This window comes from Thalassospira sp. ABL2_045 (assembly GCF_056161285.1).
This window is the reverse complement of the sequence record NZ_JBSWYV010000003.1, coordinates 231,742-245,508: the sequence shown is the minus strand read 5'-3', so window position 1 is coordinate 245,508 and position 13,767 is coordinate 231,742. Positions and strand designations below refer to the sequence as shown.

Sequence of the window (13,767 nt, the reverse complement as noted above, 5' to 3'; positions counted from 1 at the left end):
GTCGCGGGTTTTATCAGAACAGCGACATTTGCCCGTTCGCGCTGGGGCGTTTGAAGCCGCTGGAATCAAGGTTGAGCGATCTGTTGATCAGGCCATGCTTTTTGCGCGCAATCTCAAAACGTTTGGCGATCAGATCGGCAATCGGACCGGTGCCGCGCATGCGGATGCCAAATTCCGATTGATAGGTTTGACCATCGCGCATCTGACGGATCAATGACATCACCTTGGATTTGCGATCCGGGTAATGAGCTTCAAGCCATTCTTCGAACAGATCGGCTATTTCCAGCGGCAGACGCAGGACGATATGGGCAATCGATTGCGCCCCAGCTTGCTTGCAGGCGGCGACGATCTTTTCGATTTCCATGTCATTGAGACCCGGAATGATCGGCGCACACAGGACGGTGACAGGGATGTCGGCATCCGCGAGCTTCCGGATCGCCTCAAGCCGTCGATGCGGGGCGGAGGCCCGTGGTTCAAGAAGGTTTGATAACCGATGATCAAGGCTTGTGACCGAAACGGCAACGGATGCCCGGTTTTTGGCCGCCATCGGCGCAATCAGGTCGATGTCGCGGGTGACCAGTGCGCTTTTGGTGATCAGCGAAAAGGGATGCTGACAGTCTGACAGGACTTCGATGATGGACCGCGTCAGTTTTTTGTCGCGGTCGACCGGCTGATAGGGATCGGTGCTGGTGCCAATCACGATCGGGGCGGGCTGATAGGCCTTTGACGACAGCTGTTTGCGCAAAAGCCGGGCCGCTTCTGGCTTCCAGAACAGCCGGGTTTCAAAATCAAGACCCGGCGACAGGCCGAGATAGGCGTGTGTCGGGCGCGCAAAGCAATAGACACAGCCATGCTCACACCCGCGATAGGGGTTGATGGATCGATCAAACGGGACATCGGGGCTTTGATTGCGGGTGATGACAGAACGCGCACCATCAATGCCGAGCGTCGTTTTGGTACGTGGTGCATCCAAATCGTCCATCAGGTTTGATATCCAGCCATCATCAACGGCTTGATGAATATGCCTTTCAAACCGACCATCAACATTGGACACGGCACCGCGCCCCTTTTGACCGCGGGCGGGCAAGATGTTCGGGTCGCACCCCGCGTTTGACCATCCATCATCAAAAATGGCGGCAGGGGTTGGATTATTGGGTGTCTGTGCAATGTTGTTCTTCATGCGGACACAATAAAGAACAAAAGAAGAACATTCAAGTCATAGGCGATGGCATAAATTTGCCAAGTATCAGCTCAGGGGCAATTGGTGCCGCTTGTCGTGATTGTTCCTGTAACGGTGCCAAGGCTGCCACCGATGTAACACGTGGTGATGTTGGACGTATTACCTGAACCAGACAGGTTGGATATATTTACGCTTCCAGCGAGCAAAATATAACGTTTGGTGGCGGCCGTCCCTGTTGTGGAAATCTTGTTGTCGTTGACGCTGATGTTTGAGTTGGTGCCACGGATCGCCAGGAAATGAGAAGTGCTGCCATTGGCAATTATGGATATGTCATTATTTTCAATTGTAATATTTTGACCGTCTTCGATATCGAAAGTGGATGCAGTTGAGCTGCTGACGGTCGTTGTCAGTTTGTTGTCGCGAATTGTGACATTCTTCTTGTTGGCGATTCTCACGATGGTTGAGCTTGATGACCGGGTAAGGTTTGCCGTCACGCCAATCAGGCTGCTGTTATCGGCCATGTCAAAGAAGCGGCCGGCGCCACTGCCACCGCCGCTGTTACCCGGGCCCGAGATTGATGAATCAGGAATGGTGACCGTAACCGAACGCCCTGTCGGTGTTTTGATGTCGAGTGCCCCGCCGCCGACAATTGTTTGCCCATTCTGAACAGTGGTGATGGAACTGACATTTGTGTAGTTCCCGCTCAGCACGACGGTGGAATTGGCGCCTGCATTGGCGATGGCGGTGGCAAAATCGCCCGCCGACGTTGAATTGCTGTTTAACAGCGTGATCGTTTCGCCGTCCGCTGTTTGGGTGATTGCGCTTGCTTCAGAGAACTGTCCGGCCTGACTGACCACGTCAATGTCGCGGATGATCGGATCGGTCATGCGTCGTTCCATCGCTGTCAGGCGTGGTTTCGGGGCATCGCCAAAACCTTGTAAGGGGATACGAAGGCGGAAGCTGGCAAACCCTTGTGTGCCACGTGGACTATCATGCTGGATTTCAGCCCCTAGCGAGAAGCGCGATCCTTCCCAAAAAAAAGGAACTTCATCAAAGGTCAGGTCCAGTCGCCCACGCGGACCCTGTACCGTATCAACACCGTCTTCCGTAAAGCGATAACCACCGGCATAGGCACGGAGTTGCTGTCCGGCATCAGCCTCAAATAACGGAATGCGCCAACCAATCTCCCCGTCAAAGCCGCGTAATGCGCGTTCTTCACCTTGATTGTACATCAAGGTGGTGCCGCTCACATCAACAGTACTCAGACTGTCTTCCATGTATTGTGTCGTGCCAATCGGGACATAGGCATTGGCGCGAAAATCCCAATCAAGTGACAGGGCTTCTGCGCCGAAGGTCAATTGGTTGAATTTGTTGCCATAGGGGCTGTGGCGTCGGTCAAAATACCCATAGCCGCCAATGTTCAATTCCGACTCAAGCATCTGACGGATGCCAAGACCGAAGTTCCCTTCGTGGCTGTTATTGTCATCCATCCGGGCGCGAAGGCTGGTGAAGGTCAATGTGTCCTCATCCTGCCAAAGCGGAATGAAAAGATCGGTTTCGCCAAGGTTGCGATCCGTTCCGCCTTTGCCTTCAAGTTCAATATGGGAACCCCATTTCGGTCCCGTATGCGCTGTTTCGGCGTTACCAAGCGTGGAGACAAGTAGGAAGGGGGCGCAAAGGGCGATAGAGCGGATGGATCGGGTAACGTGCATGTTTAACCTAGTCAGCAGTGCTCACATTGCGCCTGCGGGGGCAGGCACATTGCCAAGACATCAGAAGATTTTGCTCGTGGGGAGTTTCGTGCCCCGTCGTCGCATGGCTTTTGCCATATTGACTTTTATTGCAACGACCGTAGTGCCGCCTGATCTTGGCGGCCACTTCTATTCTTTATCATTTTCCAAGAATTTATCATTTTCCTGATCCCGGCGGACTAACCGGACCGGGCAGGGAAAATGTATGGCCACAATGATTTTCTTGTTGGTTGATCAAGGCGGGATATAGTCAAGGCAAGGTGCGAAACGTCATCAGGCAATGCGTACCGTTTGATCATTTGCAAAGGATCGCCCCATGGATTGGTCACAAGTTTTGAGTTTTGCATTGGTTGCGTCACTGCTTGTCATGTCGCCGGGACCCAATGGCGTGCTGGTTGCCAAGACCGTCCCGACATCCGGGCGCATGGCGGGGATCGCCAATGTTGCCGGATTTGTCAGTGCGTTTTACCTGCACGGGACGTTGTCGATCCTTGGTATTTCCGTGATCCTTGTGCAGTCCGCACAGGCCTTCATGATTGTGAAGTTCCTTGGTGCGGCCTATCTCTGCTGGGTCGGGTTCAAGGCGTTGCGCGATGCATGGCGTGGGGTGAAAACCGTTGGTGACGTTTCACCGGCAAAGCGCAAGCGCACATTGATCAAGGCTTATGGCGAAGGGTTTTTGACCAATGCCCTGAACCCGAAGGTTTCGATCTTTTATCTCGCAGCGTTTCCGCAATTCATTCCCGTGGGTGAGGGGGCGGTGACATCCGCCTTCATGCTGGTCTGTCTGCATGCGGCGATCAATGCGGCGTGGTTTGCGGCCATGATCATGTTGCTGGCGCGTCTCACGCGTTTTGCCGGCAGTGGCCGTTTTCAGCGTGCTCTCAAGGCAACCACGGGTGCGGTCTTCATTGCCTTTGGCGTCAAACTGGCAGCGCTCCGCCCGTAAGGTTTCTGGCCCGGTTTTTAAAAGTGCCCGTCGCCAGTTTGGTCGGCGGGTATTTTATTTGCGCACGACAATCAGCGCCATGATCGCGCAGAACAGGGCGAACAGGATATCGCTAGCCGCGATGTTGTCTGTCACCAGTGCCTCAAAGGCGGCGATTGGCAGGATGATCGAGGTCAGGACGAGAAAGACCGGATTGAACAGTTTCTGTTTCATGTTATGCGCCCCCGTTCATCGTCGTGATCAAAAGAATGCCCAGCGCCATGAAGCCACATAGTGCGGTCAATATGACACCGGTTTTAAGGACGACCGACAAGACCGGTCCTTCCTTGCCAGACAGACCCACCGTTGAACACCCCACCAGGATTTTTGACGGGGCCAGCATGCTGCCAAGCGAAGCCCCCGTTGCCTGTGCGGCCAGAACAAGGGCGGTGGACAGACCGGAAAGTTCGGCGGTGTGGCGTTGGAACATGCCAAAGACGACGTTGGAATTGTTCGTGCTGCCGGTCATGAAGGCACCCAGTGCGCCAATGGCCGGTGAAATCACCGGATAGGCGACGGCAAAGGCACCGGAAAAGATCGCAGCACCGCCTTCGGCCAGGGCATAAGTCATGCCTGCATGATCCATGATGATGGCAAGGCCGATCACCGGCACCATGCCAATGCTGGTCGGCAGGCCGCTTTTCAGCGTGCGTTGCCAGATGCGTTTGCCAATCCCGTCATCGTAGTGGCGGCGGAGCTTAAAGAAGGTGAAGCTGATGGCGGCGGTATAAAGCAACAGCGCGCCCGGATGGCCAAAGATGGCAATTGCCTTGGCACTTTCGGCCTCGATCACCCAACCGGTTGCGGTTGCTGTTTCCGGGAAATCAAGTGTGAAGCGGATCTTGCCCAGAAACATTTCAACAGCCGGGATAAAGGTCGCCAGCGTCACCAGAACGATAAAGACCAGATAAGGTGTCAGTGCCTCGACCAAGGGCATGTGGTGATGGTCATCAACAATCTGCTCGGCCACATCATCGGGATGGGGTTTCCAGAACCGCGTCACGATGATCGAGGTCACAAGTCCGGCAATCCCGGCAGTCAGGCCGCCAAGCGTCCAGACGCCGTAATTGGCCATGAAATACTGCACGACACCCATAACGCCGGAAATCAGGATCAGCGGCACGATCCGCCGGCGAATGGTACGGAACCCACCATCCAGCCAAAGCACCGCCGCGCCACACATAAAGCCCGACAGGCCAAGGAGAATTGCGGAATAGTGCGTCAGTTCCGTGCCTGGAATACCTGTGACACCAATCAGTGCCTCGAACGAGGTTGCCATATTGCCAAACAGAACCGACCAGCTATGCCCAATCATCGGGGCGGCAACGGCCAGCACGGGTGAAAAGCCCATGCCCAGCAGAAGCGGGGCGACAACGGCAATCGGAACGCCAAAGCCTGCAACGCCCTGAAGGAAGCTGGCAAAGACATAGCCCAATATCAGAAGTTGTAGCGGGCGATCATCGGTCAGCGATCGAATGGCACGCCCGATGGTCTTGATCGCGCCGGCTTCTTCGGCCGCGAAATAAAGGATCAGGGCCGCCCAAACGATATACAGAATATAAAGGGCCAGCATCACGCCCTTGGCCTGGGCGATGATCAGCATGTCGGTCGGTGCGCCAAAGAAAAAGACAGCAAGGATAACCGTGACAAACCAGGCAGCGGCACCGGCACGCGCAGCACCCCAGTTGGCCTTGATCATCAAAAACAGAATGGTCGCAATTGGCAGGGCTGCCAGCAGGAAGTCGGTCATGAAGGGCGCACCATAACCATTTGAAACACGGGGTTATCGTTGAAGGACTCAACGGGTGGCGCATATTGTCCGAGCAATGATGCAAGCGCAAGTGGTGTGATTTGATATTTCGTATGATGAAATGCAAATGCCGGATTCACGAAGAACCCGGCACTTGCGAAAAAATCGGCTGTCTGTGGGGATCAGGCGCAGTCTTTATTGTCAGACTTTTCGTTCAATTCCCCGAACAGATCGGCAGCAATTTCAAAGGATTTCAAACGTGCGGCCTGATCATAGATGTTGGCGGTCACCATGATTTCGTCGGCATTGGTCATATAGGAAAACTCACGCAGCTTCTTGCGAACCGTGTCACGCCCCCCGATGGCGGCATAGCGCATGGCATGCTCGACCCCGGCCTTTTCAACGCGGTTCCAGACCTCGTTCATATCCTTGACCGGTTTGGGCAGCTGGCCCGGCGTGCCGCGCCGCAGGTTCAGGAACTGCTGCTGCATCGAGGTCGCCAGATATTCGCCTTCCTCGTCGGTATCTGCTGCAAAGAAGCCCATGGCGGCAATCGCATAGGGTTTATCAAGCTGTTCGCTTGGCTCAAACCGGTTGCGATAAAGGGTGAGCGCATCCATCAGCATGTCAGGTGCAAAGTGCGAGGCAAAGGCAAAGGGCAGACCAAGGCGCGCTGCCAGATCAGCAGAAAACAGGCTGCTGCCAAGTAACCACATCGGGACCTGTGACCCATAACCCGGCACAGCACGGATCGGCGGGTTGCCTTCAAGCGGGGCCAGGAATGCCTGAACCTGCAAGACATCCTGAATAAAGCGTTCTTCGGAGCCATGCATATCACGGCGCAGGGCTGCGGCGGTGCGTTGATCCGTGCCCGGCGCACGACCAATGCCCAGATCAATACGGCCGGGATGAAGTGCCTCAAGAGTGCCGAACTGTTCGGCGATCACAAGCGGCGCATGGTTAGGTAGCATCACACCGCCCGAACCGACGCGGATGGTTTTTGTGCCAGCGGCCACATGCGCCATGACAACAGAGGTCGCGGCACTCGCGATGCCCGGCATATTATGATGTTCGGCCAACCAGTAGCGATGATAGCCAAGCTTTTCGGCATGTTGCGCAAGCGCCAGTGTATTGCGCAGCGCGTCAGAGGGATGTTCGCCCGCATTCACCGGGCAAAGATCAAGAAGGGAATATCGTAGCATAGCCAGACTTTCGGTTTGGCGCGGCCATCGCAGAAATGGGTTTTGCGGCGCGCCTGATTTCACAGTTGGCATTAATCTAGCGCGAAAATTTGACCATGCCAGCCCCGAAGGCAGATTGGTTGGCGGCGTCAGGTCTGATGGGCGCTCAGCGTGCGGCTGACGAAATTGCGCAAGGCGGTTGAGATATCGTTGCTGCGATAGGCAAGCGAGAGTTGTGCAATTGGGACCTCGCCCTCGATCTCGCGATAGGCAACACCCTTGGCTTGCAGCTGTGTCATCGGTTTGGGGACCAGTGAAAAGCCAAGTTCGGCGGCGACAAAATTGATCACCGATCCCAGCTGCGGGGCGATCTGGCCCATTTGTGGTTCGAACCCGGCATCGCGACAGGCGGTGACGACCTTGTCGTAATGGGTTGGGCCAACTGCGCGCGGGGTCATTATCAGGGCCTCGTCACGAAGTTCGGACAAGGCGACCTTTTCGCGTTGGGCAGCCGGATGGCCAGAGGGCAGAACAAGCACCATCGGTTCGCTTGAAATCACATGCAGGCGGATGCCTTCGCCAGCAATGGCATCCTGACGCAGAAAGACCGCATCAAGGCGTTCATCATTAAGCCCTGCGACCAGCTGGGCAGAATTGGCTTCTTCAAGCGTCATCTCAACGCCGGGATAACTGCGGCGGAAATCGCGAAATACGCGTGGGACAGATGGGCTAAAGGCGGCAGACGCCGTAAAACCGACCCGGATGGATCCAACTTCGCCGCGCCCGGCACGTTGGGCGGCGCGAATGGCGCGCTCTGCCAGATCGGGGAATTGGCCGACGACCTCAAGAAATGCCGTTCCGGCCTCGGTCAGTTCGGCGCCGTGCGGCACCCGGTGGAAAAGGGCGGTGCCAATTTCATGTTCCAGATCGCGGATTTGCTGACTAAGCGGGGGTTGCCCGATGCCGATACGCGCGGCCGCACGGGTAAAGTTCCCTTCGCGGGCGACGGCTAGGAAGTAGCGGATGTGGCGCAATTCCATATTTGTCATATCCAAAACATATCACAAAAGACACTTCCATATATTGGACGGATGGGAGCGAGAGTGCAATCATAAGCGTCACCCCACGAATTATTCAAAACGAGGTCGCAAATGCCTGTTTCTCGGGAAAATGGCCCGGAAGCACAGTCCGAAATATCTGAAGGTGCCGCTGATACGGTGATATCTGATGCGTCGCATGAAGCGCGGTCGCACAGCCCACTCGCGTCCACCAACGTTACCGAGACCGATGGTCCTGTCGGGATCATGCCGGGGTCGGGGGCGTTTCGCCGTATCAGCATTGCACTGTTTCTGGCAGGCTACGCGACCTTTTCACTGATTTACTGTGTACAGCCACTTTTGCCCGAACTGGCCGGACATTTCAGTGTCGGGCCAGCGGAAAGCTCGCTTGCGCTGTCGCTGACGACCGGGTTTCTCGCCTTTGCCATTTTGCTGGCCGGGGCGGTGTCCGAGGCCGTCGGGCGCAAGCAATTGATGCTGATTTCGATTTGTGTGGCATCGGTTCTGAACCTGATTGCGCCATTTTTGTCTGACTGGCATGCGTTTCTTGTGGTGCGCGCGCTCGAAGGTTTGATTTTGGGCGGGGTTCCTGCGGTTGCCATGGCCTATCTGGCCGAGGAAATTGACCCCAAGGGTCTTGGCATGGCGATGGGAATCTATATCAGCGGCACGGCGATCGGGGGTCTGAGCGGTCGTGTTGTGATTGGCTTCCTGACCGATCTGTTTGGTTGGCATGTTGCCCTTGGGGCGATGGGCGCCCTTGGTCTTGTTGCGGCCCTTGGATTTGCAATCCTGTTGCCAGCATCGAACAACTTCGTGCGCCGTCCGGGCTTTCAGGTGGGGTATCACGTGCGTGCCTGGGGCGGGCATCTGAAACATGCTGGCTTGCCATTCGTGTTCCTGATCGGCGCCTTTGCCATGGGCTGCTTTGTGACCGTGTTTAACTATGTCGGTTTCAGGCTTTCGGACGCGCCCTATGGGCTCAGTCAAAGTCAGATTGGCCTGATCTTTGTTGTTTATCTGTGTGGGTCGGTGACGTCATCCATTGCCGGTGCGTTGTCAGACAAGATAGGCCGTGGTCCGGTGCTGGTTGCGGGCTTGATGCTGGCCGCCCTTGGTGTTGGCTTGACGGTCGCAGATAGCCTTTCGGTGATTGTTGGCGGGATTGTTATCCTGACCAGCGGGTTCTTTGTCGCCCATTCGATTGCCAGCGGCTGGGTCGGGCGGCTTGCCGAAACGGCCAAGGGACACGCATCATCGCTTTACCTGCTGGCTTATTATCTGGGATCAAGCATCATGGGATCGGTTGGTGGCTGGTTCTGGGATCAAGGCGGCTGGAACGCGGTGGTGGGCTTTGCCGGATCGCTGTTGCTCTGTGCGCTTTGCTGCGGGCTTTACCTTTGGGGTCGGGCGGCGCAGGTTGCACGCCAATCAGAGTCCAAAGCCCGGTCCCGGATCGCCAGAACAGCCTGATCAAAACAAAACCCCCGCCACATTGGACGGGGGTTTTATCTTTTGGAATGGCTGTAGGCCGGGCTTAGAGCCAATCAGGCGTCGGAAGGCCTTTTTCCTTAAGGAATGCCGGGTTCCAGAGCTTGCTCTGATAGCGGGTGCCAAGGTCACAGAGAACAGTGACGATGGTTTTGCCCGGTCCCAGTTCACGGGCAAGACGCACGGCACCGGCGATGTTGATGCCGGTCGAACCGCCCATGCACAGGCCTTCTTCCTTGAGCAGATCAAAGACGATCGGCAGCATTTCCTCGTCCGAGATCTGGAAGGGGTGATCGATTTCAATGCCTTCTAGATTGGCGGTGATACGACCCTGACCGATCCCCTCGGAGATCGAGCTGCCTTCGGATTTCAGTTCACCGGTCTTGTAGTGGCTGTAAAGCGCTGCACCCATCGGATCGGCAAGGCCGATCTGGATGTTTTTGTTGCGCTCCTTAAGGCCCATGGCAACGCCGGCCAGCGTGCCGCCGGTGCCAACCGCACAGATAAAGCCATCAACCTTGCCATCCGTCTGTTCCCAGATTTCCGGGGCGGTGGTGTCAATATGGCCCTGACGGTTGGCGACGTTGTCAAACTGGTTGGCCCAGATCGCGCCATTGGGTTCGGACTGCGCAAGTTCTTCGGCCAGACGGCGCGAAACATGCACATAGTTATTTTCATCGCGATAGGGGACAGCAGGCACTTCGCGCAGATCGGCCCCCAGAAGACGCAGCAGGTCTTTCTTTTCCTGGCTCTGGGTTTCGGGGATGACGATCACGGTGCGATAGCCCAAAGCATTGCCAACAGTGGCAAGGCCAATGCCGGTATTGCCAGCCGTACCTTCGACGATAACGCCGCCCGGTTTCAGAAGACCGCGCGCCTCGGCATCGCGAATGATGGCAAGAGCAGCACGGTCCTTGACCGATCCGCCCGGGTTTGCGTATTCCGCCTTGCCAAGAATGGTGCAGCCCGTCAGCTCGGAAACCTTTTTAAGCTTCACGAGCGGGGTGCGGCCAATGGCTTCGATGGTGCCATTGCGAATGTCCATGACAGACTCCAAACATGGTGGTTTCAAATTAGATTGATTGTTGATTGGTCTTTTTGCACACAAAAGTCAAGGCAGTTTAAAATATACCACGTAAATATTGTGTGATTATGGTTCTTTTGTCCCAAGATCCCCACGCACTCAAACCCCGGAATTCTGCCGCAAACGGGCCCGGTTAAGCATCAACCACTGGACCGCGATCGTCGTCATTGCATTGCAGAGTTGCCCATTTTGCAACATGGCAAAACATTCCTCTGCCGGCACGGTAAAGACGCGAATGTCTTCGCCTTCCTCGGCCAGTCCGTGCAATCCGCCAACATTGCTGGCATCGACCTGGCCGCAATATAACGTAACGGTCTCGCTCGAACAGCCCGGTGTGACGTAGTAGTGCGAAATAAGGTCAAGGTCGCCCCGGATCTCGCATCCGGCTTCTTCGATGGTTTCGCGTCGGGCGACATCTTCTGCGCTTTCGCCGTCTTCGATGATCCCTGCCACGATCTCTGTCAGCCAGACCGGCATATCAGGATTGCTGGCATTTACCGATATGGTGCCGGGCCGGAACTGTTCAATCAGGACAACTTCATCACGGACCGGGTCATAGGGCAGGACCGCGACAGCATGGCCGCGTTCGAGGATTTCACGTTCGAGAATCGGACTTTGGGTACCGTCAAACTTGTCATGCTGCAGGCGATATACGTCAATCTTGCAATAGCCATCCCAGGTGCGTTTACGGTCGATTATTTTGAATTCCATAGGGCGCACAGCATTTCTCCCGGCCGATGTGCTTTTTGTGGATTTATTCTGTTGATTTGTCATTGTTCTTAATATGTTGGTATGCTTATGTATGTGCGACTGCATCTATTGTCGGTTGAGAGGATGAGAGTTTTGGGTGGCGGTCTCCTTCATTGGGGTAGGGGCGGCATCCCTTGGTTCCAATTATACCAGAAGTGGTGTAACCTTTTGGATATGGCATGCACGGAAACAAGTCGCAAATAACTGTGCTTTAATTCAGGGTTTAGGTGTCTTGGGGGATACAGGACGTTGATGCGGTTCGAGCCAACGGAAATCGCACGTCTGTATGGGCGGTCACGCGTAGGTGTTGTTGTACACAAGGATCTTGAAGCTGTGTATGTCAATGATGCCTATGCGAAAATGCTGGGCCGACGCGATGTCTCGGACTTCATGAGCAACCCGGACATGCACCAGTACATTCCGCCAAGCTTCCATCACGAGGCGGATACGCTTTCCGACAGTTTCCAGAAAAGCAGCGGCTTCCACGGCTGGAAGAAGGTTTATAACATCCGTACCGACGGCACCCCGGTCTGGATGGAAATCAGTGACGAGACCGTGGAATGGGAAGGCGGAAATGCCGTCCTGACCACCGCACAGATGATCGACAATGGCACGACCGCGATGCAGGTCGATCATATGTTGGGGCGGTCTTTTATCGGTGTGATGGTTCATCGCCACATGACCGCGCTTTATGTGAATGAAAGCTTTGCCCGCCTGATGGGGGCGGACAATGCCAGCACATTTATGGAAAACCCGCAAATTCTGCGCTTCATCCCCGAGGAAAATCGCCCGCGTGCCATCAAGCATGTGGCAGCGATCCTGAATGGTGAACGACGCGGTGACCGCCATCGCGTGCGTGACGTGCTTGATGATGGCAGCTTCGTGTGGCGCGATCTGACCGACGAGCGCATTTTGTGGCATGACGGCAAACCCGCCATTTTGACAACCGCGCATGATGTGCGCGACGAAGTCGAAATGCATCAGCAACTGGTGCGCGCCAAGGCAAGTCTTGAACAGGCGGTGACCGAAGTCATCCGGATGGTGCCATCGGCTGTTGCGATGCTTGATGACAAGCTTGATGTCATCCATTTCAATCATGAATTTTCCCGCCTGTTTGGCGATGAGAAATCAGATGGCAGCGAGCCGGAATTTGATATCGCGGCCCTGCGTGAATGCTGTGCTGAAATGATGCGCAACGGCCATGGCCATGCCAATATTGACGAGATGCAAACACCTTCCGGGCGCTTGGCCGATATTCGCATGAATATGATGGATGATGGCGGCATCATGGTGTCGGCCACAGACATTACCGATCACAAACGCAAGGAGCAGATGCTTGATACGCTGGCATCCACCGATGCGTTAACGCGTGCCCTTAACCGGCGGGGCTTTGAAAGTGCGGTCAGCAGGCTGCGCGAAATCCGCCATCTTAAGAACAAAAGCTGGGTCTTTGGCCTGATTGTTCTTGATCTTGATTACTTCAAGAAGGTCAACGACACCCATGGACATGCGGTGGGGGACCGGGTTCTTGAAAAGGTCGCAGACACCCTGCGTCAGGCCCTGCGTGATGATGACCTTGTTGTCCGTCTGGGCGGGGAAGAGTTCGCTGTCCTGTTGCCATCCGCGACCGCGGCCGTCACCAAGCGCATTGGTGAACGGCTGTCCAATATGATCCGCGATATCCAGGTGCCGATTGATAAGAACGGCAGTGACGGGGCCTGCGTGCATGTGACGGCAAGTTTCGGCGCGACGGTAGGTGGCGAGGGGCGCCAAAAATTCATCGAACTGTCAGAGGCCATGAAGATTGCCGATGACGCAATGTATGCCGCCAAAGATGCCGGGCGTGATCAACTGATCTTCCGTTTCCCCGGCCAGGAAGCCGATAGCTGATCGGCTGTTTCTAGGTTAATATCTCCATCACAGTTTCAAACCGCCGCCAATATGCTTTGGCGATGTGCTTAGCGAGGCGTTGATGAATATCCGTCCCATGACCCCGTCAGATGCTGATCGTGTTGTTGAGATTTATGGTCAGGCCATCAAATCCGGCCACGCCACCTTTCAGGAAGATCCCGGGACCTGGGAAAGCTGGGATCAGGGGCATTTGACGGAATGCCGCCTTGTTGCCTGTGATGACGAGGATACTGTTGTCGGCTGGGCCGGGTTATCGGGCGTTTCCAATCGGTGCGTCTATCGCGGTATTGCCGAAATATCGGTTTATGTCGATCCGGTGTGCCAAGGGCAGGGCGTTGGCAAGGCGCTTCTCGCTGCGCTGATCAAGGCCAGCGAAGAACACGGTATCTGGTCGCTTGAGGCCGGTATCTTTCCGGAAAATGAGGCCAGCCTAGCCCTTCATCACGCCTTGGGCTTTGAAACGGTTGGCCGAAAGCGTGGATTGGGGCGTATGAGCTATGGGCCGATGGCGGGCCTTTGGCGCGATGTGATGCTGTTGCAACGCCGCAGTCAGGTGGTTGGCGTAGATTAATGTAAAATCATGTTGCGCAGATCGCTGTATTGATCGCGTTAATTGCACCAGA

Annotated in this window: 12 protein-coding genes; 4 read left to right on the top strand and 8 right to left on the bottom strand. The window is 55.5% G+C overall.

The genetic code is table 11. From position 1 onward, the window contains the following. Positions 1–13: 13 nt before the first annotated feature. Complete coding sequence (locus tag ACXAIA_RS07090; protein ID WP_475348726.1) at positions 14–1,180, bottom strand: PA0069 family radical SAM protein; 1,167 nt, start codon at positions 1,178–1,180, stop codon at positions 14–16. A gap of 71 nt (positions 1,181–1,251) precedes the next feature. Beyond that, positions 1,252–2,892 carry an inverse autotransporter beta domain-containing protein gene (locus ACXAIA_RS07085; RefSeq protein ID WP_475348725.1) on the bottom strand — a complete coding sequence of 547 codons (1,641 nt, stop codon included), beginning with the start codon at positions 2,890–2,892 and terminating at the stop codon, positions 1,252–1,254. A 355-nt stretch (positions 2,893–3,247) separates the two neighbouring features. Between ACXAIA_RS07085 and ACXAIA_RS07080 the strand changes: the two genes are divergently transcribed. Further along, a complete protein-coding gene (locus ACXAIA_RS07080) occupies positions 3,248–3,880 on the top strand; it encodes a LysE family translocator (protein ID WP_475348724.1) in 633 nt (210 codons plus the stop codon). Between the two features lie 54 nt (positions 3,881–3,934). Here the strand turns inward: ACXAIA_RS07080 and ACXAIA_RS07075 are convergent, their stop codons facing one another. The 4 genes from ACXAIA_RS07075 to ACXAIA_RS07060 all read right to left on the bottom strand — a co-directional run bounded on the left by ACXAIA_RS07075 (position 3,935) and on the right by ACXAIA_RS07060 (position 7,890). Further along, positions 3,935–4,093: a hypothetical protein gene (locus ACXAIA_RS07075; protein ID WP_167718695.1), complete on the bottom strand. Its 159-nt coding sequence runs from the start codon at positions 4,091–4,093 to the stop codon at positions 3,935–3,937. 1 nt (position 4,094) lies between these two features. After that, complete coding sequence (locus ACXAIA_RS07070; protein WP_475348723.1) at positions 4,095–5,669, bottom strand: L-lactate permease; 1,575 nt, start codon at positions 5,667–5,669, stop codon at positions 4,095–4,097. A 182-nt stretch (positions 5,670–5,851) separates the two neighbouring features. After that, the gene (locus ACXAIA_RS07065; RefSeq protein ID WP_475348722.1) at positions 5,852–6,871 is read right to left on the bottom strand and encodes an LLM class flavin-dependent oxidoreductase; all 1,020 of its coding nucleotides are present in this window, start codon (positions 6,869–6,871) and stop codon (positions 5,852–5,854) included. 128 nt (positions 6,872–6,999) lie between these two features. Next, positions 7,000–7,890, bottom strand: coding sequence for a LysR family transcriptional regulator (locus ACXAIA_RS07060; RefSeq protein ID WP_475348721.1), 891 nt, complete (start codon positions 7,888–7,890; stop codon positions 7,000–7,002). A 111-nt stretch (positions 7,891–8,001) separates the two neighbouring features. Between ACXAIA_RS07060 and ACXAIA_RS07055 the strand changes: the two genes are divergently transcribed. Continuing rightward, on the top strand, positions 8,002–9,381 hold the full coding sequence (locus ACXAIA_RS07055) for an MFS transporter (RefSeq protein ID WP_475348720.1): 1,380 nt from the start codon (positions 8,002–8,004) through the stop codon (positions 9,379–9,381). Positions 9,382–9,445: 64 nt separating this feature from the next. Here ACXAIA_RS07055 and ACXAIA_RS07050 read toward each other — a convergent pair whose 3' ends face one another. Then, complete coding sequence (locus tag ACXAIA_RS07050) at positions 9,446–10,444, bottom strand: cysteine synthase A (protein WP_475348719.1); 999 nt, start codon at positions 10,442–10,444, stop codon at positions 9,446–9,448. A gap of 138 nt (positions 10,445–10,582) precedes the next feature. After that, on the bottom strand, positions 10,583–11,194 hold the full coding sequence (locus ACXAIA_RS07045) for an NUDIX domain-containing protein (RefSeq protein ID WP_475348718.1): 612 nt from the start codon (positions 11,192–11,194) through the stop codon (positions 10,583–10,585). Between the two features lie 291 nt (positions 11,195–11,485). On the opposite strand from ACXAIA_RS07045, the gene ACXAIA_RS07040 reads away from it, so the two are divergent. Together ACXAIA_RS07040 and ACXAIA_RS07035 are read left to right on the top strand one after the other, a co-directional pair. Further along, on the top strand, positions 11,486–13,123 hold the full coding sequence (locus tag ACXAIA_RS07040; protein ID WP_475348717.1) for a sensor domain-containing diguanylate cyclase: 1,638 nt from the start codon (positions 11,486–11,488) through the stop codon (positions 13,121–13,123). Between the two features lie 82 nt (positions 13,124–13,205). Further along, the gene (locus tag ACXAIA_RS07035; protein ID WP_475348716.1) at positions 13,206–13,715 is read left to right on the top strand and encodes an N-acetyltransferase family protein; all 510 of its coding nucleotides are present in this window, start codon (positions 13,206–13,208) and stop codon (positions 13,713–13,715) included. Positions 13,716–13,767 lie beyond the last annotated feature (52 nt).